Below are 24,614 nucleotides of genomic sequence, written 5' to 3'. Positions count from 1 at the left end.
CTGCGTTCACAGGTACCACCTCCTCGTTGTCTCACACGGTCTCCGGAAAGGTAGCAGCGGCCGCCATGGTCCGCCAACAGGTTTTCTCGCGAGGGCTGCCGCGCGGTTCAGCGCAGGTAGGCCGTGAGGTGGGGGACCGCGTCGGCGACGTGCTGGGCGGTGAGCGGTTCGGCGATGTAGGTGAAGGTCCATTCGTGGTCGGTCCGGCGGAGGACGCCCAGGACGAGGCCGGTGTGGGAGTGCGCGGAGGCCAGGTCGATGCGGGCGATCTCGGTGCCGGTGACGCTGTCGAGGAGTCGGCAGAAGCCGTTCTCGATCCGGTCGAAGGGCTGACCGGTATAGCAGGTGATGAGGAAGACGACGGTGGTGACGGCGGGGTTCAGCCGGGTCAGGTCGGTGACGATGAGTTCGTCGTCACCGTCACCGACGCCGTCGACACTGTCGCCGAGGTGCCGGATGGCGCCGTCGCTCGAGGTCAGCTGTTCGTGATAGGCGATGTCGACGAAGTCGGTTCCGCTGAACGCCAACGCGGCCGCGTTCAGGTCGATGTCCTTGGCGCGCCGCCGGAACTTGCCCGAGCGCGCAGGATCCCAGCCCAGTCCCAGGGTGACGTGAGTGAGGGTGGTGCGGGGGACTGCTCCGGGCATAAGACGCTCCTGGTCGATTGGCTTCGGCCGGTTGCCGTTCGGATCCCCCGGCGCGATTCCCCGCAAACATGCCCCACGGATCCGGCCCCCGCAATCCAGGCGACGGATGCGGGGGCCGGGAGGCGATGCGCGACAGAGCGACTCGTCCCGCCCGGTCACACCTCGACCGGGAACTGCGCCTCGGTGGCCGGGCGACCAGCGCGCAGACGGGTGACCTCCGAGCGGGCGAACTCGACCCGCGGCGTCTCGGCGCCGCGCTCCGCGGCCAGCGCGTCGGCCAGGTCGAAAATCGCTTCGAGGACACGGTGGTTGCGGGCGCGTCCGGCCCGGCCGGTGCCGGTCTTGCGGAATGCCCCACGCCGCGGTGCAACGCGATCACATCACCCGTGACGGTGACGTCCTTCTCCGGGATCGCCGCATTGACCTGCGGCAGCAGTACCCCTTGCACAAAGGCCAGGGCGAACACGCTCGGCGCGGGCACGATGGTGCGCGTGTCCATGCCGAGCCACCGGCGGTCCACCGGGACACAGCGGTCGCTCGGTCTGCGGCGAGAGGGTCAGGCAGCGGGAGCGGTCGCGGGCTCGATGCTGTGCCGCTTGACGAGCAGCACGATCGCCAGCACCGGGTAGACCAGGATCGGCAGCAGGGTGCCCGGGTAGATGGCCTGATCGGCCAGGATGACGGTGCCGGTGAGCAGGGTGAAGTCGAACAGCCCATGCAGGACGGAGTTGACCGTGTTGCCGCGGCTGACCCGGCGGGTCAGGTAGAAGAAGTAGCCGGCCAGGCTGACGACGACGGCCTGCGGCAGCGCGCTGACGCCGTGCGTTATTCCGTTGGTCAAGTGCACAGCGCCGAACACGATGCTCGACCACAACGCGACCCGGCCCTCGGTCAGCCCATGATCCCGCAACACCAGCACACCGATGCCGCGGAACATGCCCTCCTCACCCCAGCCCACGAACTGGGTGGCGATCAACAGCACCAGCACATAGAGCAGGCCCTTGTCGGCCAACGCGCTGTAGTTGATACCGAAGACGATCGCGACGACGAAAACGATCGGCACGATCCGGACCCAGGACCGGGTGGGCCGGTCGTCGTGCAGGACCGGCCGCAACCAGCCCAGGTAGGTGATCACGCCGTAGGTGAAGGCCAAGGCCACACCCAGCGGGATGATCATGCCGAAGAACACCGCGCGCGTGGACAGGAAGTCGTCGGAGTCGGTGAGGGCCGCCATCAGCAGACCGCCGAGCTGGATGATCGCCAGGTAGACGATCACGATCAGCGCGAACATCGGATAGGTCAGGCGGCGACCGGGCCGCGTGACCGGCAACGCGGATTCTGGCGTGCTCATGTCGGTCAAGATATCGGTTCGGGTCCGGGCATGGTGCCGCTGGAAGGATTCCCGGCACGCCGGTGTCGATCGCCGTGGCGATCAGCCAGCTAATCGGGGGACAGCGGGCGCCTTCGGCGGGCCGAGTCCGATGTCGGAGACCGGTGCGGTGATGAAAGTTCCCGCTCGACAGCATTGTTCGCCAGCACGTGCCGATTCGCATCATGTCCGTGAGGCTTCGCGACGAACTGATCGAGCCAGTGCCTTTCCGGGGTGGGCAACATCTGGCGCCTCCGGCCGATACCCAACCGCAACCCGGCCCGGGTGAGCGACTCCCTAGGGGAGCGGACCCACCGGCTCCGGCGACGAGCCCCATCAGCACGGGCACGGCTACGGCCAACAATTCCGGCCAGGCAGCACGAACGGTACGGATGTACCACCGCCCCTAGTTTTCGAGAGGTTCTGTCGCAGTTACGTTACGTTGGCTGCGATCAAACGGAAACGGAAATACTCCGAGGTGTTCAGCCGGGAGTTGCGGCACTGACCCCCGATAATGTTCACTTATCGGGGGTCAGATGTGCGGTAAGCGGATTTGAGCCCCGAAGTGGCGACACGGTTTTCGTTTCGTCTAATTCGTAAAGAATTGACGAAACCAACGTTACGATTCTCCTGTGTCGAGCGTCTGCAACTATCCCGGCTGTGCCCGCCCCATCACCCGCGGCGGCGGTCCGGGTCGTCCCTCCGAATACTGCGACCACCCGGACCACACCCGATGGCGGGCATGGCGGGAAAGGCAACGCCTACAGCAGGAGTCGGAGGGTGGGGTCGAAAACGTCACTGTGACGACTCAAGGTCCGGTGACCGTGGCGAGGCTGCGTGCGGATGAGCTGCTCGGCCAGTTCCGGGGACTGGCCGAGCAATTGGGCACGACGCTGAACGCCGCCGTCGCGGAATTGTCGACGCTGGGCGACCCCTCGGTGGCCGAGGCCCAGGTCCAGGCCGTGCAGGCCGATGCCGCCCGACGGATCGCGGAAGCCGACATGAAGGCGGTCGCCGCCGAACAAGCCCGCCGGGAGGCGGAGGAAGCCCGGGCCAACGCCGAATCGGCGGCCGAGGACGCCGCAGGCGCTGCCGAGGACGCCGAGCAGCTGATCGCTGCCGCGCGCGCGGCGCGCGACGAGGCCTTGGCCGAGGTCGAGCGCCTGACGAAACAGGCCGCCGACGAGGTGTTCGCGGCGCGCAGCGCGGCCGAGGCCGAAGTCCGTGCCGCGCAACGAGACGCTGCCGAGGAGATCGAACGGATCCGGCAGGAAGCCGCCGACCAGACCGCGCGCGCCGAACAGCGCGCCGACACCGAGATCGCCCAGGTCCGTCGCGAGGCCGAAGCCAGGGTCAACGCGGCACAGGCCGAACGTGACCTGGCGGTGCAGCGGGCCGCCGACGCCGACCGGGCGACCGAACGGGCCGAGGCCGCGGCCGCCGAACGAGTGGAAGCCGCCAGCGAAGCGCGCGAGGAATGGCGCAGGGCCCGAAGCGAACTGGAGGCGACCCGGACCGAACTCGATCGCACGCGCGCCGAACTCGCCGACCTGCGCCGCACCGCCATCACCGACGCCGAAACCTGGCGCACCGAATCGGCCGCCGCGCTGGAACGGGTCAGGGCCGAGACCTCCGAACGGCTCGCCGCGCTCGACGATGCCCGCACCCAGACCCTCGCCCGTGCCGAACGCGCCGAACGCCAACTCGACGAACTGCTGGCCGCGACCCGATCACCCGCCGAGGCGAACGCGCTAACCGGCGCGGCGCGCGGCGCACTGGACTAGCGTCAGCGCCATGACCGACCAGCCCGGACCACTGGAGTCCACACGCGAGTTCGCCGCCGTCGACCTCGCCGCGATGCTGCACGAGGACGAGGACACCTACACGGGTCCCTCACCGAAGGTCCGGCTGATTGCGATCCTGGTGGTGGCGGCGCTGGTCCTCGGTGCGGGCGCCACCACCCTCGCGATCCTGCTGTCCTGACCCTAGGCCGGGCGGGCGAGCGGCGTGTCGGGGTCGCCGGAGTTGCGCAGCGCGACGATCTGGTCGGGAACCCAGTAGATGCGGCCGAACTCGAACTCCTGGTACCTGCCGTCGTCGTGGGTGATCTCGTCGGAGGCCGGCCAGCCCAGCTGACCGTTCTCGAATCCGGACGCCGACCAGCGCGCGCCGATCGCGCCGTGCACGCGATAGGCGGGCTGACCGGCCCGCCGATAGACGGTGCCGCCCTGGAAGGCCTGGGCGAGGCCGGGGCCCGTGCCGCGCGGGTCGGGCAACTCGGCGTGCTCGGCGATCGGGTAGCCCAGGGGACCTGCCTCCCAGCCGAGCTCGGCGTACTTGGTCATGATCGCGGTGGGGATGGCGTGGGCGTCGGTGGCCGGGTGCCAGTAGACATAGCCGTGCTCGAACTCGGCGAAGCGGCCCACTCCATCCGGGGTGGCGATCTCGCCGATGGTGCGGCGCGCGCCCAGCCACGGCGACGCCGCGGCGCGTGCGTCGATGGCGTTCGGCGCGGTGCCGGCGAATTCGGCGACGTGCGCGGCGAAGACGTCCCACGGAAAGTTCGGGCCGACATCGGTGTGACTGCCGATGCCGAGCGCCCTGGTCACGTAGTTGTGGTCGGTGATGCCGTCGGCGACGTGATAGTCGGGGGCGATGACCTCGGTCGGGTACCCGTGTCGATGTGCGCTGCGGACCGCGACATAGGCGGCGATGCGCAGATCCTCGTCGATGGACAGCCAGTCCTGGCGTGACCAGGCGACCCGGCTGCCCGCGAAGCACAGATTGACGGTGAACGGGTTGGCCGACAGCACCGACCAGGAGGCGAGTTCTTCGGACACGACCCGCACCAGCACCGCGTCGCGCAGCGTGTAGTGGTAGGAGACGCCGTTGGCCGGATTGTTCAGGTAGGCCGCCAACGATTCCGCGGTGCCGTTGCCCTCCTGGGTGTGCAGGATGAAGTTGGTGACCCGGGCGCCGTCGCGGGAGGAGTGCGAGGGACCGAGCCGGTCGAGTTCGGTGAACGCGGGAATCACCACGGAGCGGTCGATGCTCCACTGACCGAAGTCGGGGGCCAGGATGTCGTTCACATCGACGTGCGTGCCGTCGATGACGGGCCCCGGGTTGCTCGGTGTGTCGATCACCCGCTGGTAGAGCACGGCGCGTGGTTCGCGCTCGGTGCCCGACCAGGCGCGGGTCTGCCAGACCCAGCTGAATCCGCCGCGACCACCGACCACACCATCCTCGATCGCCCAGGCGCACACCCGGGAATGCCCGTAGATGCCGGTCCATTCGGTGCCGAGGACGGCGTTCACGCCGCGGAAGAACTCGACTGCGGTGCTGTTCCACTGGGACAGGGAGAGGTCCTCGTCGACGGCGAAGAAGATCGGTGCCCGGCGCGGTGCGCCGAGACTCAGATGGGTGGCCAGTGCCTGTTCGGCCATGCGCCTGCCGCCGTCGAACCCGGTGGTCCAATCCGACGGGGTGGAATCGCCGGGTTTGCCGAACTGCCAGATCGACACGATGTCCAGGCCGGCGGACTCCAGCGCGCGGGCATAGTCGACGGTGATCGGTTTGGCACCGAAGTTCGCGCCGGGCCTGCTGGGAGAGACATAGGCGAGAACCGCCGAGTGCCCGGCCGCGGCGATGGCGGCCGGATCGATGAGACGGGCGGCGAAATCGACAGCTGTGGACATGGTTGACCCCCTGCATGACTACATATCCGATGGCATGGCTCACGCTCGTACCCCGCGCGACGGCTGCAGGGTTACGCTGGTACCCGAGAATCGGTACCGGGGTGCCCGAGGATCTCACCCTGCACCCATTCTAAGCGAAACACTCAGCACCGCACCGGGATTCGCTGACGATCGGGACAGTACCCGACCGCGCCGACCGGCAAACGCGGGCGGAATCGGGCCGTACGCGGGGGCGGTGCGGAACAGCGGTTTTCGATGCGACTCGCGCGGGCTCGGCGCGTTGCGGCGCACCGGCGCGGCGTGTCGCGAATCGGGTTGCGGCGCAATGGTAGCGGCCCGGCGGCGCGGGCTGTTCACTGGTAGCCATGGCTTCCACCGCTCGACCCAGCAGGCAGCGCCGACCAGGGGTGCCCGGCCCCGCGGTGGCCCCTGTCGAACTGGTCGTTCTCACCACGGCCACCGGTACCGAGATCACGCCGATCGCGCTGCGGGAGAGCCGGTCCGTGCGGGCCCGGGTCGACGAACTGCTGCCCGCCGACACCCACCTGGTGCCGATCTTCGGACCGGATAATCGGCTGGCCGCGCGTTTGGCCGATACCTCGCAAGCATCGGTGGCGGGGGAGTACCTGCGCTACTACACGGTGCGCGGGCAGGTCGGCGACCTGGCCGCGCTCGCGGATCGACTGCGGCGAGACGACACCGTCGCCGCGGCCTACGTGAAACCGGCCGCCGAGCCGCCACTCGCACCGCTGGCGCACAACACCGTCGCGCCGGACGCGCCCGCGGTCACTCCCGACTTCCGGACCAGACAGGGCTATCTCGACGCCGCGCCGGCCGGGATCGACGCGGCCTGGGCGCACACCCGGCCGGGTGGGCTCGGGACCGGCGTGCGGGTGATCGATGTGGAGGGCGCCTGGCGATTCACCCACGAGGACCTGCGGCAGAACCAGGGCGGAGTCATCGGCGGCACGTCCTCGGCCGAACTCGGGTGGCGCAATCACGGCACCGCCGTCGCCGGGGAGATCAGCGGCGATCTCAATGCCTACGGTGTCACCGGCATCGCGCCCGAGGCGCACATCCGGGCGATCTCGATCTTCGGGGTCGGCTCGGCCGCCGCGATCCGGTCCGCGGCCGACGCGCTCGACCCCGGTGACGTCCTGCTCATCGAATTGCATCGTCCCGGACCTCGATTCGACTATCGCGGCCAGCCCGACCAGCGCGGCTACATCGCCGTCGAATGGTGGCCCGACGACTTCGCCGCCATCCGCTACGCCGTCGGGCGCGGCATCGTCGTGGTGGAGGCCGCGGGCAACGGCAACGAGAACCTCGACGACCCCGTCTACGACGCGCGCCCCGGCGACTTCCCCACCGGCTGGCACAACCCGTTCCGCGGTGGCGACGCCGATTCCGGCGCCGTTCTGGTCGGCGCGGGCGCGCCGCCGCCCGGGCTGCACGGCCGCGACCACGGCCCCGCGCGTTCCCGGCTCCCGTTCTCCAACTACGGCGTCCGCCTCGATGCCCAGGGCTGGGGCCGCGAGGTCACCACCACCGGCTACGGCGACCTCCAGGGCGGCGCCGACGAAGACTTCTGGTATACCGACGAATTCAGCGGCACTTCGAGCGCGTCCCCGATCGTCGTGGGCGCCGTCGCCGCGTACCAGGGCATGCGCGCCATCGGTCCGGGCCGGGCGACCCCGGATCAGGTCCGGGCACTGCTGCGTGCCACCGGCTCACCCCAAACCGATGCGCCGGGCCGGCCGGTGACCCAGCGCATCGGCGCCCTGCCGGACCTGCGAGCGATGACGGCACACGGGTAGCCTGCGGCATGGCTGTCATCCACCGCACCACGCTGGTTCCCAGCAAGCTCGCGTTGATCGAGACGATGTTGCCCCGGCGACCGTGGTACCGGGGCCGGGTGCCGCGCCTGCGCAAGGTCGGTGGGTTTCGGATCGACGATCCCGCGGGGGCGGTCGGCATCGAATTCGTGCTGGTCGTCGACGATTCCGCCGCCCGTCCGGTGGTGTACAACGTGCCACTGACCTATCGCGGCGCCGCACTGGCCGATGCCGAGAGCGCGCTCTTGGGAACCGCCGAGCACGGGGTGCTCGGTCGACGGTGGATCTACGACGGCGCCGCCGATCCGATCGCCGTCGCCGCGATACTGGAACTGCTGAGCGGGCGAGTGGCGGCGCAGGCACAGAATCGCAGCGACACACCCGACCCGTCGGTGTCGGTCGTGCCGACCGGGACCGTCACCGCGCAAGCCCACATCGGTACCCCTGTCGACGGCGACACGGCGACCGAGGTACCGATCGGGACCGCGGGCATCCTGCGATTTCACCGTTCACCCGCGGGGCGACCCTCCGGTGCGCCGGGAACCCTCGCCGCGCCCTACGAGCTGGACGGTCCAACGCGCCATCCGGTCGAACTGGTGAGCCTGCTTTCGCGGTAGCCCTGGAAAATGAGATGTGCGGTGCCGTGCCGCCGTGGGAGGGTACGGAGATGGCATCGGCGAAGAGCATCACCGTGCGGTCGGCTAGCAGCGTGGACGCGGACGCGATCACCGGATTGCAGGAGACCGGATTCGGGATGCGGTACGGGTCCGACGAACTCCCGTACCGGTGGGAACTGTTCCCGGTCGAGCGGTCACTGGTCGCGGTCGACGGTGACCGGGTCGTCGGGCACACCGTCGACCGGACGATGACGGTGACCGTGCCGGGGGCACGGCAGGTCCAGGCCTGTGGTGTCTCGGGCGTCGCGGTCGCGCCGACGCATCGGCGGCGTGGCATCCTGCGTGAGCTGTACACCGCGCAGCACGAGCGCACCGAAGCCGACGGGCTGCCGCTGACGATCTTCACCGCCAGCGAGGCCACGATCTACGGCCGGTTCGGCTACGACCCGGCGATCCTGTCGACCACGATCTCCATCGACCGCCGTCGAGCCGAGTTCCGCTCGACCACGCCCGATCCCGGCGGCGTGGAGCTGGCCACCCTGGCCGAGGCGGCGCCGCACATCCGGGCGATCTACGAGCGCTGGCAGCCGACGGTGCCGGGCGCGCAGGTGCGGCCCGACGCCAAATGGGATCTGTTCTTCGCCGACGTGGAACGCCACCGCGACGGCGCCACGACGCTGTTCGCCCTGGTCCACCCCGACGGTTACGCCCTGTATCGGCGGCGTTGGCGCGACGGACATTCCACCGCGTCGGTATGGGAGTACCGGGCGCTCACCCCGGACGCGCACGCCGCGCTGTGGCGGGTGCTGCTCGGGCTGGATCTGGTCGAGACGATCGACGTCGAGATCGCCGACGACGATCCGCTGCCGTACCTGCTCACCGATTCCCGGGCGGCCCGCGTGCTCGATCGCGGTGACTCGCTGTGGGCGCGGCTGATGGATGTGCCCACCGCGCTCACCGCCCGCGGCTACCGGCACGACCTCGACACGGTCCTGGCTGTGCACGACCCGTTCCGTTCCGCCGGTGGCACCTTCGCGCTGCGCGTGCGCGACGGCGTCGCCGAATGCGCACCCACCACCCGAACCGCCGCGCTCGGTCTGGATATCAATGTGCTGGGCGCGTTGTATTTCGGTGCGCACCGCGCCCGGGGCCTGGCCGCCGCGCACCGGATCCGGGTCGACGACGCGGCCGCGCTGCGCGATCTCGACGCGGCCTTCACCGCTGAGCGCGCGCCGGAGCTGGGCTGGTTCTTCTAGCGCATACCCGGATTCCCGGACCGGTCGCGTAGTCTGGGTAGCTGTGGATTCGCACGAGGTCGATCCTTCGGTTCGGGTGCGCGGCGCTCGGGTCCACAATCTGCGTGACGTCGACGCGGACATGCCACGAAACGCCCTGGTCGCGTTTACCGGGGTCTCGGGTTCGGGCAAGTCGTCGCTGGCCTTCGGCACGTTGTACGCGGAGTCGCAACGCCGCTACCTGGAGTCGGTGGCACCGTATGCCAGACGATTGCTGCATCAGGTGGAGGCGCCCGACGTCGACGAGGTGACCGGTCTACCGCCGACGGTGGCGCTGGCGCAACGACGATCCTCGCCCTCGTCGCGGTCGACGGTCGGGACGGTCACCGCCATCTCGAACTCGCTGCGGCTGCTCATGTCGCGCGAAGGCGACTATCCGACGGGCCCGGCCCGCACGGGACCCGGTCACTATCCGGCGGGCACGAATCGGCTGTACTCGGACGCGTTCTCGCCCAACACCGTCGAGGGCGCGTGCCCCCGCTGCCACGGTCAGGGCGTCGTCCACGAGGCGACCGAGGCATCGATGGTGCCCGACCCGTCGCTGAGCATTCGCGACGGCGCGATCGCGTCCTGGCCCGGCGCGTGGCAGGGCAAGAACCTGCGCGACGTGCTGGCCGCGCTCGGCTACGACATCGATCGGCCGTGGCGGCAACTGTCGCCGCAGGCGCGCGAATGGATCCTGTTCACCGACGAGAAGCCGGTGGTCACCGTGGAACCCGAGCGCGAAGCCCACCGGATCCATCGCCCGTATCAGGGCACCTACACCAGCGCCGAACGGCTGCTGCTGCGCGCGCACGCCGAGTCCAAGAGCGAGGCCACCCGCAAGCGTGCGGCGGAGTACCTGCACACGGCGACCTGCCCGCTGTGCGACGGGCGCAGGCTCAAACCCGAAGCGCTGGCGGTGACGTTCGCGGGCCACAACATCACCGAACTGGCCGACATGCCGCTCAGCGACCTGGTCGCGGTGCTGCGCCCGCACACCGAAGGCACGGGTGCGGCCGCCGTGCTCACCCAGGACCTGATCTCCCGCATCGAGGTCCTCATCGAGCTCGGTCTCGGCTACCTCAGCGTCGACAGGGAGAGCCCGACCCTGTCCGGCGGCGAGTTGCAGCGGCTGCGGCTGGCGGGTCAGTTGCGCTCGGGACTGTTCGGCGTCGTCTACATTCTCGACGAGCCCTCGGCGGGGTTGCACCCGGCCGACACCGCCGCACTGACAACGGTGCTGGGCCGGCTCAAGCGATCCGGCAACAGTGTGTTCCTCGTCGAGCACGACCTCGACGTCGTGCGCCACGCCGACTGGTTGATCGATATCGGCCCCGGCGCCGGAGTACACGGCGGGCGCGTCCTCTACTGCGGTGAGGTCGACGGGCTGCGAACCGTCACCGAGTCGGTCACCCGCCCCTACCTGTTCGACGAGGTCACTCGCGCGCCACGCGCCGACCGCACCCCCAACGGCACCCTCGACCTGCGCGCGATCACCAGCCACAACCTGCGCGAGCTCGACGCCGACATTCCGCTCGGGGTGTTCACCGCGATCACCGGCGTCTCCGGTTCGGGGAAATCGAGCCTGCTGCACGCGATCTCGACCACCGCCACCGCCGACCCGAAGATCGTGCGGGTGGTCGAGGTCGATCAGGCGCCGATCGGGCGGACGCCGCGCTCCAATCTGGCCACCTACACCGGCCTGTTCGACACCGTCCGCAAGCTGTTCGCCGACACCGACGACGCGCGGGCCCGCGGCTACGGCGTCGGCCGCTTCTCGTTCAATGTCGCCGAAGGCCGGTGTCCCGCCTGCCAGGGCGAGGGGTACATCACGGTGGAGCTGCTGTTCTTGCCCAGCACCTACACCCCGTGCCCGGATTGCCATGGTGCCCGCTACAACCCGCGCACCCTCGAGATCCGCTACCGCGACGCCACCATCGCCGAGGTGCTGGAGATGTCGGTGGATCGGGCCGCACGATTCCTCGCCGACGTCCCGGTGGTCGCGCGGGCGCTGCGGGCCCTGACCGAGGTGGGGCTCGGTTACCTGCGGTTGGGTCAGCCCGCCACCGAACTGTCCGGCGGCGAGGCACAACGGGTGAAGCTGGCCACCGAACTGCAACGGGCCCGGCGCGCGGGCACCGTCTACCTGCTCGACGAGCCCACGACCGGGCTGCACCCCGCCGACACCGACATCCTGCTGACCCAGCTGAATTCACTCGTCGACTCCGGCGCCGGGGTGATCGTGGTCGAGCACGACATGACCGTGGTCGCGCAGGCCGATCACGTCATCGACATGGGGCCGGGCGGCGGGGCACAAGGGGGACGGATCGTGGCGCAGGGGACACCGGAGCAGGTCGCGGCAGACCCGGTCAGCCGGACCGCGCCCTACCTGCGGGAGCGGTTGACATGACCGCGGCGACGACGATCGCGGCGCGCCCGGGCAAATCTACGGCTATCGGTCGGCGAGGGCCTATCGTGGGGCAATGCCCGTGACTGACGGGGAGGGGAATCCGGCGCAGGACCGAACCCGGCAGGCGATGCTGATCGCCGGCGGGTGCTCGTTCGTTCTCGGCGTCGCGACACTGGTGTGGCCCGGCCGCAGCGACGCCACGCTGGCTCTGCTGTTCGGCGTCGCGCTGCTGCTGAGTGCCGGAATCCAGGCCTATCTCGCGGTGGCGGCGCACATGGCGTTTCCGCTGCGGGTGCTGGTGCTGGTGAGCGCGGTGCTGACCGTCATCCTGGCGGCGCTGGCTTTCAGCGGCGGCAATATCGAGCTGCTGGCCCTGTGGATCGGGATCGGGTGGTCGGTGCGCGGCATCGTGCAGGCGCTGGTCGCGGCCTGGGACGACGGCGTCGTCGACGGCTGGCTGCACGAGATCTGCGGTCTGTGCACCACCGCGGTGGGGATTACCGTCATCGCGATGAAATTCGAGACCGTCACGGGGCTGGCGACGGTCGCCGGCAGTGCGCTGGTGGTGATCGGCGTGCTGGAACAGCTCGCGGGTGGGATGCTGCGTACGGTACTGCGCGGTGCGCGGCGCTCGCAGCCGGACCCCACCACCGTCCGCGGATCGGCCGCCGCCGGGCAATAGTAGTGAATCCCACACTCGCAGAGCGTGTTTCGATGTTTACGCGAACACCCGGACAACGCGACATTGCGGGCAGCGGAGCGAGTGCTGAACACTGCGTGCCCGGCCGCTCACCGCTGGGGTAACTGTGCTGCGCGCCGGTAGCGTGGCCCGCGGCGTGCGCACGGGAGGGCCCGGTCGACGCGCGCCGTCGTCCGCAGCCCGATGTGAGCCCAGGAGAAATGTGGTGTCGCGCGTAACCCCCGGCGAAGCCGCCGATACCGTCCAGCGTGAAGAGCTGGCCATGCGGCGCATGACCGAGAGTCTGGTCGAAGACCTGTCCGAGAACGTCCCCGCAGACCAGGTGACCTCGGCGGTGGGCGCCGCGCACCATCGTTTCGCGGGCAAGCCGATCCGGGAGTTCGTGCCCATTCTGGTCGAGCGGATCGTGCGCACCGAACTGGCCGACCCCGACCCGACCGTGCGGGTGCCCGCTCCGGCGGCCGCCGGCCGTGCCGTCGCCCCCGAACCGGTTCGCGCCGCCGAGGACGAGAGTTCGACTGCCGAACGGGCCCGGCACCTGGTGAGCAGGCGCGGCGTATTGCCCCTGTCGATCGGTGCGGTCACCGTCGTCGCCGCCGTCGCGGCCGCGGTGATCCTGCTCCCCGGCGGCGGCGAGACCCCGGCCGCGGCACCGACCGGGGCGCCGGTGACCGTCGTGCGTGGTGTCGTCGGGTCCGAGAAGGTGTCGTTCTTCCAGGACGAGCAGGTCGTGCGGGTGCTCGCCGACAACGGAATCCGGGTGGAGGTCGAGCCGGCCGGGTCACGGCAGATCGCGACCACCGTCGACCTGGACCGCTACGACTTCGCGTTCCCGTCCAGCATTCCCGCCGCCGAACGGATCCAGCGCCAGCGCAATGTCACCGCGAAATACACACCGTTCGCCTCGCCGATCGCCATCGCCACCTATCGGCCGATCGCGGATCTGCTCACCACGGCGGGCGTGATCAAGCCGGGCCCGGTCGCGACCTTCGACATGAACCGGTACCTGGAGCTGGCCGGTACCGGCGTCCAATGGGACGACCTACCCGACAACACCACCTACCCCGTCGAGAAGAACATCTTGGTCTCGACCACCGATCCGCGCAGCTCCAACTCCGCGGCCATGTACCTGTCGATCGCGAGCTACGTCGCCAACGACCACACCATCGTGCGCGGCGCCACCGCCGAACAGCACGTGCTGCCCGCGCTGTCGAAACTGTTCCTCGCCCAGGGCTACACCGACAACAGCAGCGAAGGCCCGTTCACGCAGTACCTGACCAACGGCATGGGCCCGACCCCGCTGGTGTGCATCTACGAGGCGCAGTTCGTCGAGGCGGCGGGCAAGGGCAAGATCAAGCCGGACATGGTGCTGACCTACCCGACCCCGACCGTCCTGTCCAGCCACACCCTGGTCCCGCTGACCGGCACCGGCGACAAGGTCGGCAAGCTGCTCACCGAGAACCCGGAACTGCGTCGCCTCGCGGCCCTGCACGGGTTCCGCACCGGCGACAACGCCCAGTTCACCGCCGTCGCCGCCGAGCGCGATGTGCCGGTGCCCGCCGACCTGATCGATGTCGTCGACGCCCCCGCCTACGACACCCTCGAGCACCTGCTCGACGGTGTCGCGAAGTCCTACAACTGACCTCGTCATCACCGCGAGTGCCGTGCAGCCGGGCCGCTGCGCGGCACTCGCGCGCTGTGATCGGGCCGAACGCGTCAAGCCGAGCACCGCGTTCCGCCCCGAACGCACCTGCCTGAATGCGTCGCCGGTTCGCCGCGATCGAATGGCGGTGGGCGAAGGCGCGTGGTCGAGGTCGCAGCATCGTCCGACGGTCGGATTTGCCGTTCCAGCAAGGAATCTGGTCATCCTCTCGCCGTGGTGGTGATACTCGGGCGCTGCACCGAGGAGGCTGATTCATGCTGGACAATCCCATCCGCACCCACGTCACGGCCGGTGTCGTCCGCCCATGGACCGTACTGGCCGTGTGTTCGCTGAGCCTGTTCGTCGTCGGGCTCGATGCCACCATCGTCACCGTGGCACTGCCGTCGATCGGGGCCGGTGTACAGGTCGGCACGCAGGGGCTGGAGTGGATCGTCGACGCCTACACGCTGGCGTTGGCGAGCTTCCTCATCACCTCCGGCGCGCTCGCCGACCGGTTCGGCAGGCGGCGGGTGTTCCGGCTCGGGCTCGTCGTTTTCGGAGTCGCGTCGGCGGTGTGCGCGGTCGCGCCCACGGTCGAGGTGCTGATTCTCGCGCGGGTCGCGCAGGGGATCGGCGGGTCGATGCTCAGTCCGGTGGCGTTGGCGATCGTGGTCGCCGCGATCACCGATGCCCGGCAGCGGGCCAGGGCGATCGGAGTGTGGGCGGCGGTGTTCGGGCTGAGCATGGCGGTCGGGCCGACGCTCGGTGGCGCGCTGGTGGATTGGTTCGGGTGGCGGTCGGTGTTCTGGATCGCGGTGCCGGTGGTGGTCGTGGCGCTGGGGTTGACAGGGCTGTTCGTGCCGGAGTCGCAGGGGCGGCCGCGTCGGATCGACCTCGTGGGTCAGGTACTGCTGGTCGTCGTGGTCGGTGGGGTGATCGCGGTGTTGATCGAGGGCCAGCGGATCGGGTGGACCTCGCCCCTCGCGGTCTCGGCTTACCTCGGAATCACGCTCGCCGTCGTCGGATTCGTCCGGGTCGAGGGCCGGGTGGCCGCGCCGCTGATGGACCTGCGACTGTTCCGGCGGCCGCCGTTCACCGCCGCCGTCTCCGGGGCTGTCGTGGTGTTCGTCGCCTTGACGACGACGCTGCTTCTCAGTACCTGGCATCTGCAACACGAACGGGGGATGAGCGCGGTCACCGCCGGTGCGTTCACACTGCCACTGGCTGTCGGCGCGACACTGTGCGCGCCGCTGTCGGGAGTGCTGGTCGGGCGGATCGGGGCCAGGGCGCCGCTGCTGTTGGCCGGTGGCTTCCTCGCCGTCGGCGGCCTGGCCCTCGTGGTCGCCGGGGCCGAGGCGGAGACCACGGTGCTGCTGATCGCGTTCGCGTCGATCGGCATCGGGTTCGGTTTCGCCAACGCGCCGATCACGAATACCGCGGTGAGCGGGCTGCCCGCCGACCGCGCCGGTGTCGCGGGCGGTATCGCCTCCACCGCCCGGCAGGTGGGCGCGGCGGTCGGGATCGCCGTCGCCGGTGGGCTGATCGCCGGTGACCATCCGGCGCGGATCGGGTGGTCGGTGGTGTGCGGCTGCGGCCTGCTGGTGTTGGCCTCGGCCCGGTTCGCGCCGACGAAACCATCCTGACCTGCGGGAGGATCTGGCGCGAAAAAGATTTCGGGCGCAGCGATGAGTTCGCCGGCTCGGCCCCGTCTCAACGAGTGCTACCTGTAGCCGAGATCCGGGAGGGTCGTATGACCGCCAGTTCCGCCGTCACCACCGGCACCCTTGTGGTGCCCGACGCCCGCCTGTACTACGAGGTCCGCGGGTCGGGGCCACTGCTCGTGCTCGTCGGCGCGCCGATGAACGCCGCCTCGTTCGCGCCCGCGGCCGAACAGCTCGCCGCCACCAATACCGTGCTCACCACCGACCCACGCGGCCATTTCGCCAGCCCCCTCGACGATCCGCGCCAGGACTCGACCGTCTCGGCCCGCGCCGACGACCTCGCCCGGCTGATCGCCCACCTCGACGCCGGTCCCGCCGTGGTCTTCGGCTCCAGCGGCGGCGCGGTCAGTGCGTTGGCCCTCGCTCAGACCAATCCCGATCGGGTCACCACTGTCGTCGCCCACGAACCGCCCCTGCGGGAACTGCTGCCCGACGCCGCCGAGCAGCGGGCCGTCACCGAGGAGATCATCGCCACCTACGATCGCGGTGACGTGGTCGGCGCGTGGCGGAAGTTCTTCGCCCAGGCCGCTCTGCCGATCCCGGACGAGATGGTCGAGCACCTGTTCGGCGGCGAGCGCGACCCCCAGCAGGTCGCCAGTGAACGCCACTGGTTCGACCACGAACTGCGCGCCACCACCGGGTGGGTTCCCGACCCGCCCTTGCTGCGCGCCGTGCCCACCCGGGTGATGGTCGGCATCGGCGCCGACTCGGCAGGCCAGTTCTGCGACCGGACCGCGCGCGCCCTGGCCGCCGAGCTGCGGACGGAGCCGGTGCTGTTCCCCGGCGATCACACCGGATTCGTCGGCGATCCCGCGGCTTTCGCGCTCCGGCTGCAGGAAGTCATCGACGAGCCGTGACCCGAGCCATCGATTCGGCAGTCGATGCAACTACGCATCAGGTGCGGCGGGAAGGGCGTCGCGGCAGCGCGCGCTCACACGCTCCAACGCAGCGAGGAGTTCGGGTGGGCCGGTGACGGTGAAATCGGTGTCGAGGCCGGTGATCATCCACGCCAGTGAAGCGGGGGAGTCGGCGCCCAGGTGTAGCAGACAGCTGACGTCGTCGACCGCTTCGAGAACCCCGGTGCCCGGCCAGAGCCGCTCGGCGACCACGGTGGCCGAACAGTGCAGGGTGACCACCGTGCGCCATGGCCATGAGGCCACCGACAGCCTGCGCGAGAGGTATGCGGCCGCGTCACCGTCGGGCGGCGGGCGCGGAGTGAAGCGCGGACCGGTCGGGACGCGCGGAACCAGCCGGTCGACCCGGAACGAGCGCCAATCCGCGCGATCGACATCCCAGGCCACCAGATACCAATGCCTGCTGACATTGACCAGCGAATCGGGTTCGGCAGCACGGCGCGAGACACGACCCGCGTGATCGGTGTAGTCGAAGCGCAGACGCTCGTGCCGGCGGCACGCCTCCGCGATCGCCAGCAGCGTCGCGGGACTCACCCGGGGCGCCTCGGCGGCGACCCGCACCATCGCCTGTTGCAAGGTGGTCAGCCGGTGCCGCAGCCGGGAGGGCAGCACCTGGTCCAGCTTGGCCAGCGCGCGCAGCGACGCGTCCTCGATCCCGGTGACCGTGCCACCCGAGGTGGTCCGCAGACCGACCGCCACAGCGACCGCCTCCTCGTCGTCGAGCAGCAGGGGCGGCATCGACGCGCCCGCACCCAGCCGGTATCCCGCCGCCCCCTGCAGCGCCTGCACCGGATAGCCCAGGCCGCGCAGTCGCTCGATGTCGCGCCGTACCGTGCGCGCGGTGACGTCGAGCTCGGCGGCGAGTTCGGCACCGGACCACGAGCGATGGGTCTGCAACAGCGACAGCAGCCGGAGCAAGCGGGCAGAGGTCTCGGACATGCCTCCAGAATGCCCGCGACTTAGGACCGATTTCGACCTAAGCGCTTCGTAGCGTGGTGGACATGAACGACATCCACCCCTTCCGGATCGACATTCCGCAGTCCGACCTCGACGATCTGCACGAGCGTCTCGCCCGCACCCGCTGGACCGACGATCTACCAGGCACCGGCTGGACCTATGGCCTGCCCACCGCCTACCTGCACGGTCTGGCCGACTATTGGCGCACCGGCTTCGACTGGCGCGCCGCCGAAGCCGCACGCAACGCACGACCGCAGTTCGTCACCGAACTCGACGGTCAACGCCTGCATTTCACCCACGTGCGTTCGCCGGAACCCGGCGCGCTGCCGCTGGTGCTGGTCCACGGGTGGCCGTTCACCGACTTCGGTGCCACCCTCGGACCCCTGACGGATCCCGCCGCCCACGGCGGCGACCCGCGCGACGCATTCGACGTGGTCGTCCCGAGCCTGCCCGGCTTCGGCTTCTCCGGTCCCACCCGGGAGGCCGGCCAGGCCGCGACCGAACAGTCCGCCGTCCTGATCGCCGAACTGATGCGCCGCCTCGGCTACCAGCGCTACGGCGCCCAAGGGGGTGACGCGGGCTCGTTCATCGCCCCGCACCTGGGCCGGATCGACACCGAGCGGGTCGCCGGCGTCCACCTCAACGCCGCCATCACCATTCCCGCCTGGGACGACGACGGCGCGGGCTACTCCGCGCGGGACCAGGAGAAGCTGGCCGCTCTGCAGGACTGGAACAGCAACCAGACCTCCTCGTACGCGAGTGTGCACAGCACTCGCCCCCAGAGCTTGGCCCACGCGCTCACCGACTCACCCGCGGGTCTGCTCGGCTGGGTCGTCGACGTCGTCAACACCTACAAGGATCCCGCCGCCGCGCTGCCCGAGGACTCCCTCGACCGCGACGCGCTGCTCGCCGAGATCGCCGTCCTCTGGTTCACCCGCACCGCGGGCTCCTCGATGCGCCTGTACAAGGAGTCCCAGCAGTGGGGCGCCGAGTTGCCCAGCTCCGGGGTCCCGACCGGTATCGCGGTCTTCCCCGGCGACACCACGATTCGCGGCATCGCCGAGAAGCAGAACAACCTCGTGCGCTGGACCGAATTCGACCGGGGCGGGCACTTCGCGGCGATGGAGACACCCGACCTGCTCGTCGACGATCTCCGGGAGTTCTTCCGGCCGCTGCGCTGACGGCGGCCCGGATCGCGGACCGTGTGTCGCCCGACGTGGTGCGCAGCAGGCCGGCCTGGGACGAGTCCCTCTGCACGATCGGTGGCGCGCTGCACTGCGGCGTGCTGATGTCGCTGGCCGACGCCACCGGCGCGGTCTGCGCCTTCCTCGATGTGGAGACCGAGATCCACGACGACGCGGGCGAACTCGTCGGCAAGACCACCCGGACGCAGGCCGTGCTGTAGGCCGGTCTACGCGTCGACGAACACGGCGCCGACCTCGGTCATCCGCTGTGCGGCGTAGCCGGGGTCGATCAAGGCCTCCGGGGTGTAGGTGCCCGGGCCGACCGGCTCGCCGCGCAGACCCAGCAGCCGCTCGACGCCGAGGACGATTCCGAGGGCGGTGAGCGGTCGCTGACCCGCGGGATGGACCAGGTGGCGGCTGCGGCGCAGCGTCGCGCCCGCAACGTCGACACCGTCGAGGTCGATGCCGATCTCGATCGAGGCCGCCACACCCCGGCGCCGGCCAGGCGACTCGCCGACCGCGAGATCCACCCGCACATCCGGTGCTCCGGTCGCCAGCGCCAGGCTCGCCACGTCGAGGATGGGAATGCTCTGCCCAGGCAGCCGGGTGCCGTCGACAGCGCGCACCTCGGCCTGCGCGTTCTCGGCGGCCACCCAGGTGAAGACGCCGTCGCGTCGCACCAGACCCGCCGAGGTCACCGCCGACCACCGTTCCAGATCGGCGATCCCGGCGGGGCCACCGGTGTCCGTCTCGTCCAGGATCGCCCCGAGCCGGACGCTGTCGACCCAGGCGAACTCGCGCGCGGTCGCCAGCGCCGCGAGCGTGGCGAGTCCGGCCAGGAAATGACTCGCCACCAGAATCGGTGCGGCGCTGGCCCGCCGGGCGCCCGCGACGACCTCGGGCCCGATATCGAGCAGCCCGCTCGAGATGCTCAGATACGGCACCGCGTGATCCTGGGCGTAGTGGAGTCCGTGGAGCCGGTCGTCCCAGAGGGTGGCGACCACCGCCGAGAAGACGACGCCGTCGGGCAGGCCGAGATCGCGGCGGCGCAGGTCGATCGTGATCGCGGTGGCCGTGCCGAGGCTGTCGGCGACTCGCTGCGCTCGGTCGAGGTCGCGGCCCGCGATCGTCAGCGGCAGGGTCGGATACCAGCGGCGCAGCAGGGCCGCCGTGTCGGAGCCTGCCTGGCCGGAACCGCCCAGGATCAGGACGGATGGTGTGTGGGCCATGGTCGTTCCTCTCGCCAGCTAAGCTACAGTTTGTAACCTACTCTTTGTAGCTAAACTGGTGACATGACGCAAGGCAGGACGGCCCGCATGCCCAAGGCGGCCCGGCGCGAGCAGCTGCTCGACACCGCGCTGGCGATGGTGCGTGACCACGGCACCGACGGGCTCACGCTCGTCACTCTCGCCGAGGCCGCGGGCGTGAGCAGGCCGATCGTCTACGACCATTTCGGCACGCGCCCCGATCTGCTGCTGGCCCTGTACCGGCGCCTCGACGAACGGCATCGGCTCGCCGCCGAGCAGGCCGTCCGTGCGGCCGTGCCGACCGCGACGGAGATCGCGCACGTGATGAGTGCCGCCTACTTCGCCTGCGCCACCGACATGCCCGAATTCGACGCGATCTCGGCCGCGCTGAAGGGCAATCCCGAGGTCCTGGCGATCCAGCAGCGGATGCTCGACAGCTATCGCGACTGGATGGCCGCCACCCTGCTACCGTTCTCCGATCTCGGAGCGGCCGCGCTGCGGCTGCGCTGCGTCGCCGTCCTCGGCGCCGCGGAAACCCTGGGTGCCGAACTGAATCGAGGAACCATCGACGCGGGGGAGGCGGTCGAGGCACTCGCCGATCTCATCGTCGGCAGCATCGGTGCCGAGCGTCGGCGGTGACCGTGGGGCGGCCGTTGGCGCCGCGCCGCTCGGTAGGATGCGGCGCGTGCCAGATACTTCCGACATAGCTCGCCTCTTCGACCGGCGACCGCGCCAGTGGGGTTCACCCGCGGATCCGATCGTGTGGGACGCAGTGCGGGACAAGGTATGTGCGGCCACGGTGCCGGCCACCGCGACGGACTTCGCGGCGTTGCTGCGGCGCGAGTTCGCCCTCGTGACCGGCGTCGACATCGACGATGCTGACGCGACCGCCCAGCCGTCCTTCGTCGTCGAGGGCCGTGCCGAGGCGGTGCACCTGCCGACCTGGCGCACCATCCTGCTGCCCCTGCTGACCACCCGTGCCCGCCAGCTCTACGGCGAGATACCCACCGAACGCCCCTGATCGGGGGTCGGGGAACATCGGCGGGTTCGGCAGGCGAGACGGGTCGGGATGCTGCCGCGGCCGGTCACCGGTGTGCGGAACGAGTGCCGTGGCATCTGCTCGACGAATCCTCCACTCGCGCCGAGGAAGTGCTGCTGCTCGACGTTCCCGACCTCGTCACCACCGACCGGTGCGCGGTGGGGTGACCCGCAGGGGCGGTGCCCGCGAGCTCATCGCATGGCAGACCGGCACGGCCCGGTTGCCGTCCAGGGTACTGGCCGGCCGCAAGTCCGGACCGGTGCTCGTTCCCTACACCGCCGGTAGTGGAATGGACTTCCGCCTCGGCGACCGGCCGACGTGCGCGGCCCCCGGGGCGGGCACGTCTCAGGCGTGGGTCGGCAGGAGTTCGGCGAGCAGGGCTTGCACGCGGACCTTGATCTCGTCGCGGATCGGACGGACGGACTCGACGCCCTTGCCCGCCGGGTCTTCCAGCACCCAGTCGCGGTAGCTGACACCGGGGAACGACGGGCAGGTGTCGCCACAGCCCATCGTGATGACCACGTCGGAGGTTTCCACGGCGTCGTAGGTGAGGATCTTCGGGGTCTGATCGGAGATGTCGATGCCGAGCTCGGCCATCGCCGCGACCGCGGCGGGGTTGATCTGATCGGCCGGAGCGCTGCCCGCGGAGCGGACCTCGATCGCGTCGCCGGCGAAATGGGTGAGGAATCCGGCGGCCATCTGGGAACGTCCGGCGTTGTGGACGCAGACGAACAGCACGCTGGGCTTGGAAGTCATGGGGCGTAGTGCCTTTCAGTGGGCGGGCAGGTCGAGTTCGGCGAGCAGGTGGCGAACGCGGGTTTCGATCTCGTCGCGGATCGGTCGGATCGCGGCCACGTCGAGGTGAGCGGGGTCGTCGAGGTCCCATTCTTCGTAGCGGCGCCCCGGATAGAGCGGGCAGGCGTCGCCGCAGCCCATGGTGATGACCACGTCGGCGGCCTGGATGATCTCCTCGGTCCAGGGCTTGGGGAACTCGGCGGTGATGTCGATACCGACCTCGGCCATCGCCGCGATCGTGGCGGGGTTGATCGCGTCGCCGGGTTCGCTGCCACCGGACCACGCCACCGCGCGGTCACCGGCGAGGTGGGTGAAGAACCCGAGCGCCATCTGGGAGCGACCTGCGTTGTGGGTGCACAGGAACAGCACGGTCGGAGTGCCGGTGTGGGCCTTGCCCTCGACGCGGGCCAGCGCGTGCAGCCGTTGGCGGGCGAAGCGTTCGGCCAGCAGCGGCAGGAAGTTGATCACTGTCGCGCGGCCGGCGAACCGGTCGTAGGAGGAGTGCAGGAACCGTTCGATCGTCTCGACTCCGAAGGTGCCGTCGAACTCGCGTTGCAAATGCGTCGCCGCGGCCGCGAGCGCGAGTTGCTGGTCGATGGTCAGGTCGTGGCGGGTGTAAGTGGGCGCGAGGGGGCTGTCGCTCATGAGGGTTTCCGTTGCTCGGCGGGTGTGGTGAGCTCGGTGAGCAGGTCGTTCACGCGGGCGGCGATGTCGTCGCGGACCAGGCGCATGCGCTCGATGCCGTCGATGCCGCGCTCGGATGGTTCGTCGGTGTCCCAGTTGATGATTCGCATCCCGGCGACGGGCTCGATGTAGGCTTCACGGCCGAGGGTGACGACCAGGCCGACGTCACTGAGCAGGGCGGGGTCGATCGGCTTCGGGGTCTCGGCGCTGATGTCGATGCCGAGTTCGCGCAGCGATTCGGCAGACAGGGCGTTGATCGCGGTACCCGGCCGGGTGCCTGCGGAGTGGACCTGCACGCGGTCGCCGGCGGCGGCGCGCATCAGACCGGCCGCCAGCTGGGATTTGCCGCCGTTCCTCACGCATACGAACAGCACCGATGGCGTCGTGCTCACCGCGCTGCCACCCCTTCGGAGGCCGTGGCCGCGGTGAACCGCTTGCGCAGGGCCAGCGATACGTACACCAGCGCGACCAGGACGGGGACCTCGATCAGCGGGCCGACGACACCGGCCAGTGCCTGGCCGGAGGTGGCGCCATAGGTGGCGATGGCCACGGCGATGGCGAGTTCGAAGTTGTTGCCCGCCGCGGTGAACGCCAGCGTGGTCGTACGCTCATAGCCCAGGCCGAGCAGCGCACCGAGGGCGTAACCGCCACCCCACATGATCGCGAAGTAGGCCAGCAGCGGGATCGCGATCCGGACCACGTCGAGCGGGTGAGAAGTGATCTGCTCGCCTTGCAGAGCGAACAGGATCACGATGGTGAACAGCAGCCCGTAGAGCGCCCACGGCCCGATCCGGGGCAGGAACGTCGTCTCGTACCAGTCGCGGCCCTTGGCGCGTTCACCGAAGCGGCGGGTGAGGAACCCCGCAAGGAGGGGAATGCCGAGGAAGATCAGTACCGACTTGGCGATCTGCCACGGCGAGGTATCGATGGCGGTCTGTTCCAGGCCGAGCCAGCCGGGCAGGACCGAGAGGTAGAACCAGCCCAGGACGGCGAACATGATCACCTGGAACAGCGAGTTCAGGGCGACCAGCACGGCGGCGGCTTCGCGGTCGCCGCAGGCGAGGTCGTTCCAGATGATGACCATCGCGATGCAGCGGGCCAGGCCCACGATGATCAGCCCGGTCCGGTACTCGGGCAGGTCCGGCAGTAGCAGCCACGCCAGCGCGAACATCAACGCGGGCCCCAGGACCCAGTTCAGGACCAGGGAGCTGAGAAGGAGTTTGCGGTCGCCGGTCACGGTGTCGAGTCGGTCGTAGCGGACCTTAGCCAGCACCGGGTACATCATGATCAGCAGCCCGATCGCGATCGGCAGCGAGATGCCGTCGATCTCCACGGCCGACAATGCGTCGCCGAGGCCGGGGATCATGCGCCCGAGTAGCAGTCCCGCGGCCATCGCCACGCCGATCCAGACCGGCAGGAACCGGTCCAGCGTCGAAAGCTTGCCCACCACCGCCGGGGCTTCGGTCGTGGCGCTCACGCGGTGACCACCGCTCCGGCCTCGATGGCGAGAACATCCGACAGGCGCGCCAGCGCCTGCGGCACGACTCGGTAGTACACCCAGGATGCCCGGCGTTCGCTGGTCAGCAACCCGGCCTCACGCAGCACCTTGAGATGGTGGGAGATGGTCGGCTGAGTGACCTCGATACCGGTCGACAGGTCGCACACGCACGCCTCGCCGTCGGCGCGTGAGGCGATCGTCGAGAGCAGCCGCAACCGGACCGGATCGGCCAAGGCCTTGAACAGCACGGCCAACTCCGCCGCGCTCTCGGCGTTCATCGGCGGGCGCGTGCGCGGCGTGGCCTCACACGAGGGTGCGGCCACGCTCAACGGCAACTCTTGATTCGACATATGTCGATATTGACCGATGTCTAATCAAGAAGG

General features: G+C 69.9%; 24 protein-coding genes. 14 read left to right on the top strand and 10 right to left on the bottom strand.

Features of this window, described 5'->3' with window-relative positions; all coding sequences use genetic code 11:
* Positions 1–107 precede the first annotated feature (107 nt).
* Both V8688_RS00760 and V8688_RS00755 read right to left on the bottom strand, forming a co-directional pair.
* Complete coding sequence (locus V8688_RS00760) at positions 108–647, bottom strand: TerD family protein (protein WP_342799900.1); 540 nt, start codon at positions 645–647, stop codon at positions 108–110.
* A 556-nt stretch (positions 648–1,203) separates the two neighbouring features.
* Positions 1,204–1,998 (bottom strand): CPBP family glutamic-type intramembrane protease, encoded by a 795-nt coding sequence (locus V8688_RS00755; RefSeq protein WP_218720129.1) that lies wholly within the window; start codon positions 1,996–1,998, stop codon positions 1,204–1,206.
* Between the two features lie 842 nt (positions 1,999–2,840).
* Here V8688_RS00755 and V8688_RS00750 point away from each other — a divergent pair.
* Together V8688_RS00750 and V8688_RS00745 are read left to right on the top strand one after the other, a co-directional pair.
* On the top strand, positions 2,841–3,800 hold the full coding sequence (locus V8688_RS00750) for a hypothetical protein (protein ID WP_342799899.1): 960 nt from the start codon (positions 2,841–2,843) through the stop codon (positions 3,798–3,800).
* Positions 3,801–3,810: 10 nt separating this feature from the next.
* Positions 3,811–3,999 (top strand): hypothetical protein, encoded by a 189-nt coding sequence (locus V8688_RS00745; protein WP_316574776.1) that lies wholly within the window; start codon positions 3,811–3,813, stop codon positions 3,997–3,999.
* A 2-nt stretch (positions 4,000–4,001) separates the two neighbouring features.
* Here the strand turns inward: V8688_RS00745 and V8688_RS00740 are convergent, their stop codons facing one another.
* Entirely contained in the window at positions 4,002–5,711 is a 1,710-nt protein-coding gene (locus V8688_RS00740; protein WP_342799898.1) for a glycoside hydrolase domain-containing protein, read from the bottom strand.
* A gap of 365 nt (positions 5,712–6,076) precedes the next feature.
* Here V8688_RS00740 and V8688_RS00735 point away from each other — a divergent pair, with 365 nt between their 5' ends.
* From V8688_RS00735 to V8688_RS00700, 8 genes are all read left to right on the top strand, one after another.
* Positions 6,077–7,528: a S8 family serine peptidase gene (locus tag V8688_RS00735; RefSeq protein WP_316574778.1), complete on the top strand. Its 1,452-nt coding sequence runs from the start codon at positions 6,077–6,079 to the stop codon at positions 7,526–7,528.
* An 8-nt stretch (positions 7,529–7,536) separates the two neighbouring features.
* Positions 7,537–8,163, top strand: a complete 627-nt coding sequence (locus V8688_RS00730; RefSeq protein ID WP_342799897.1) for a 1,4-alpha-glucan branching protein — start codon at positions 7,537–7,539, stop codon at positions 8,161–8,163.
* A 50-nt stretch (positions 8,164–8,213) separates the two neighbouring features.
* Positions 8,214–9,419 (top strand): GNAT family N-acetyltransferase, encoded by a 1,206-nt coding sequence (locus tag V8688_RS00725; protein WP_342799896.1) that lies wholly within the window; start codon positions 8,214–8,216, stop codon positions 9,417–9,419.
* A 43-nt stretch (positions 9,420–9,462) separates the two neighbouring features.
* A complete protein-coding gene (locus V8688_RS00720; RefSeq protein ID WP_316574780.1) occupies positions 9,463–11,850 on the top strand; it encodes an excinuclease ABC subunit UvrA in 2,388 nt (795 codons plus the stop codon).
* A 73-nt stretch (positions 11,851–11,923) separates the two neighbouring features.
* A complete protein-coding gene (locus V8688_RS00715; RefSeq protein WP_342799895.1) occupies positions 11,924–12,532 on the top strand; it encodes a DUF308 domain-containing protein in 609 nt (202 codons plus the stop codon).
* Positions 12,533–12,755: 223 nt separating this feature from the next.
* A complete protein-coding gene (locus tag V8688_RS00710; protein WP_342799894.1) occupies positions 12,756–14,192 on the top strand; it encodes a hypothetical protein in 1,437 nt (478 codons plus the stop codon).
* 275 nt (positions 14,193–14,467) lie between these two features.
* Positions 14,468–15,835 carry an MFS transporter gene (locus tag V8688_RS00705; protein ID WP_342799893.1) on the top strand — a complete coding sequence of 456 codons (1,368 nt, stop codon included), beginning with the start codon at positions 14,468–14,470 and terminating at the stop codon, positions 15,833–15,835.
* Between the two features lie 107 nt (positions 15,836–15,942).
* Positions 15,943–16,770 carry an alpha/beta hydrolase gene (locus tag V8688_RS00700; protein WP_342799892.1) on the top strand — a complete coding sequence of 276 codons (828 nt, stop codon included), beginning with the start codon at positions 15,943–15,945 and terminating at the stop codon, positions 16,768–16,770.
* 30 nt (positions 16,771–16,800) lie between these two features.
* Here V8688_RS00700 and V8688_RS00695 read toward each other — a convergent pair whose 3' ends face one another.
* Positions 16,801–17,766, bottom strand: coding sequence for a WYL domain-containing protein (locus V8688_RS00695; protein WP_218720138.1), 966 nt, complete (start codon positions 17,764–17,766; stop codon positions 16,801–16,803).
* Positions 17,767–17,828: 62 nt separating this feature from the next.
* Between V8688_RS00695 and V8688_RS00690 the strand changes: the two genes are divergently transcribed.
* Together V8688_RS00690 and V8688_RS00685 are read left to right on the top strand one after the other, a co-directional pair.
* Positions 17,829–18,965 carry an epoxide hydrolase family protein gene (locus V8688_RS00690; RefSeq protein WP_218720139.1) on the top strand — a complete coding sequence of 379 codons (1,137 nt, stop codon included), beginning with the start codon at positions 17,829–17,831 and terminating at the stop codon, positions 18,963–18,965.
* 23 nt (positions 18,966–18,988) lie between these two features.
* Positions 18,989–19,189, top strand: a complete 201-nt coding sequence (locus V8688_RS00685; RefSeq protein ID WP_342799891.1) for a hypothetical protein — start codon at positions 18,989–18,991, stop codon at positions 19,187–19,189.
* Positions 19,190–19,195: 6 nt separating this feature from the next.
* Here V8688_RS00685 and V8688_RS00680 read toward each other — a convergent pair whose 3' ends face one another.
* Entirely contained in the window at positions 19,196–20,197 is a 1,002-nt protein-coding gene (locus tag V8688_RS00680) for a saccharopine dehydrogenase (RefSeq protein ID WP_342799890.1), read from the bottom strand.
* A gap of 63 nt (positions 20,198–20,260) precedes the next feature.
* On the opposite strand from V8688_RS00680, the gene V8688_RS00675 reads away from it, so the two are divergent.
* Positions 20,261–20,854 (top strand): TetR/AcrR family transcriptional regulator, encoded by a 594-nt coding sequence (locus V8688_RS00675; RefSeq protein ID WP_255588258.1) that lies wholly within the window; start codon positions 20,261–20,263, stop codon positions 20,852–20,854.
* A 121-nt stretch (positions 20,855–20,975) separates the two neighbouring features.
* The gene (locus tag V8688_RS00670; RefSeq protein ID WP_218720141.1) at positions 20,976–21,236 is read left to right on the top strand and encodes a hypothetical protein; all 261 of its coding nucleotides are present in this window, start codon (positions 20,976–20,978) and stop codon (positions 21,234–21,236) included.
* A gap of 363 nt (positions 21,237–21,599) precedes the next feature.
* On the opposite strand, the gene V8688_RS00665 is transcribed toward V8688_RS00670, so the two are convergent.
* The 5 genes from V8688_RS00665 to V8688_RS00645 are packed head-to-tail and all read right to left on the bottom strand — an operon-like array spanning position 21,600 to position 24,581.
* A complete protein-coding gene (locus V8688_RS00665) occupies positions 21,600–22,010 on the bottom strand; it encodes an arsenate reductase ArsC (protein WP_218720142.1) in 411 nt (136 codons plus the stop codon).
* Between the two features lie 15 nt (positions 22,011–22,025).
* Positions 22,026–22,694, bottom strand: a complete 669-nt coding sequence (locus tag V8688_RS00660; RefSeq protein ID WP_316574788.1) for an arsenate reductase ArsC — start codon at positions 22,692–22,694, stop codon at positions 22,026–22,028.
* The gene (locus V8688_RS00655) at positions 22,691–23,125 is read right to left on the bottom strand and encodes a low molecular weight phosphatase family protein (RefSeq protein WP_316574789.1); all 435 of its coding nucleotides are present in this window, start codon (positions 23,123–23,125) and stop codon (positions 22,691–22,693) included. Before V8688_RS00655 ends, V8688_RS00660 begins: the two co-directional genes overlap by 4 nt.
* Positions 23,122–24,210 (bottom strand): ACR3 family arsenite efflux transporter, encoded by a 1,089-nt coding sequence (gene arsB / locus V8688_RS00650; protein ID WP_342799889.1) that lies wholly within the window; start codon positions 24,208–24,210, stop codon positions 23,122–23,124. Before arsB ends, V8688_RS00655 begins: the two co-directional genes overlap by 4 nt.
* A complete protein-coding gene (locus V8688_RS00645; RefSeq protein ID WP_218720145.1) occupies positions 24,207–24,581 on the bottom strand; it encodes a metalloregulator ArsR/SmtB family transcription factor in 375 nt (124 codons plus the stop codon). Before V8688_RS00645 ends, arsB begins: the two co-directional genes overlap by 4 nt.
* Positions 24,582–24,614: the final 33 nt, after the last annotated feature.

Source organism: Nocardia sp. No.11, from assembly GCF_038752175.1.
GTDB lineage: Bacteria > Actinomycetota > Actinomycetes > Mycobacteriales > Mycobacteriaceae > Nocardia > Nocardia canadensis.
The sequence above is the reverse complement of the archived record's forward strand: the minus strand, read 5'-3'. Positions and strand labels throughout refer to the sequence as shown.

What these genes read in the sequence shown, in the direction of transcription:
- V8688_RS00760 (WP_342799900.1), bottom strand. Translation starts at nt 647, where the DNA reads ATGCCCGGAGCAGTCCCCCGCACCACCCTCACTCACGTCACCCTGGGA.
- V8688_RS00680 (WP_342799890.1), bottom strand. Translation starts at nt 20,197, where the DNA reads ATGGCCCACACACCATCCGTCCTGATCCTGGGCGGTTCCGGCCAGGCA.
- V8688_RS00735 (WP_316574778.1), top strand. Translation starts at nt 6,077, where the DNA reads ATGGCTTCCACCGCTCGACCCAGCAGGCAGCGCCGACCAGGGGTGCCC.
- V8688_RS00695 (WP_218720138.1), bottom strand. Translation starts at nt 17,766, where the DNA reads ATGTCCGAGACCTCTGCCCGCTTGCTCCGGCTGCTGTCGCTGTTGCAG.
- V8688_RS00745 (WP_316574776.1), top strand. Translation starts at nt 3,811, where the DNA reads ATGACCGACCAGCCCGGACCACTGGAGTCCACACGCGAGTTCGCCGCC.
- V8688_RS00755 (WP_218720129.1), bottom strand. Translation starts at nt 1,998, where the DNA reads ATGAGCACGCCAGAATCCGCGTTGCCGGTCACGCGGCCCGGTCGCCGC.
- V8688_RS00690 (WP_218720139.1), top strand. Translation starts at nt 17,829, where the DNA reads ATGAACGACATCCACCCCTTCCGGATCGACATTCCGCAGTCCGACCTC.
- V8688_RS00740 (WP_342799898.1), bottom strand. Translation starts at nt 5,711, where the DNA reads ATGTCCACAGCTGTCGATTTCGCCGCCCGTCTCATCGATCCGGCCGCC.
- V8688_RS00705 (WP_342799893.1), top strand. Translation starts at nt 14,468, where the DNA reads ATGCTGGACAATCCCATCCGCACCCACGTCACGGCCGGTGTCGTCCGC.
- V8688_RS00700 (WP_342799892.1), top strand. Translation starts at nt 15,943, where the DNA reads ATGACCGCCAGTTCCGCCGTCACCACCGGCACCCTTGTGGTGCCCGAC.
- V8688_RS00715 (WP_342799895.1), top strand. Translation starts at nt 11,924, where the DNA reads ATGCCCGTGACTGACGGGGAGGGGAATCCGGCGCAGGACCGAACCCGG.
- V8688_RS00675 (WP_255588258.1), top strand. Translation starts at nt 20,261, where the DNA reads ATGACGCAAGGCAGGACGGCCCGCATGCCCAAGGCGGCCCGGCGCGAG.
- V8688_RS00725 (WP_342799896.1), top strand. Translation starts at nt 8,214, where the DNA reads ATGGCATCGGCGAAGAGCATCACCGTGCGGTCGGCTAGCAGCGTGGAC.
- V8688_RS00730 (WP_342799897.1), top strand. Translation starts at nt 7,537, where the DNA reads ATGGCTGTCATCCACCGCACCACGCTGGTTCCCAGCAAGCTCGCGTTG.
- V8688_RS00645 (WP_218720145.1), bottom strand. Translation starts at nt 24,581, where the DNA reads ATGTCGAATCAAGAGTTGCCGTTGAGCGTGGCCGCACCCTCGTGTGAG.
- V8688_RS00665 (WP_218720142.1), bottom strand. Translation starts at nt 22,010, where the DNA reads ATGACTTCCAAGCCCAGCGTGCTGTTCGTCTGCGTCCACAACGCCGGA.
- V8688_RS00660 (WP_316574788.1), bottom strand. Translation starts at nt 22,694, where the DNA reads ATGAGCGACAGCCCCCTCGCGCCCACTTACACCCGCCACGACCTGACC.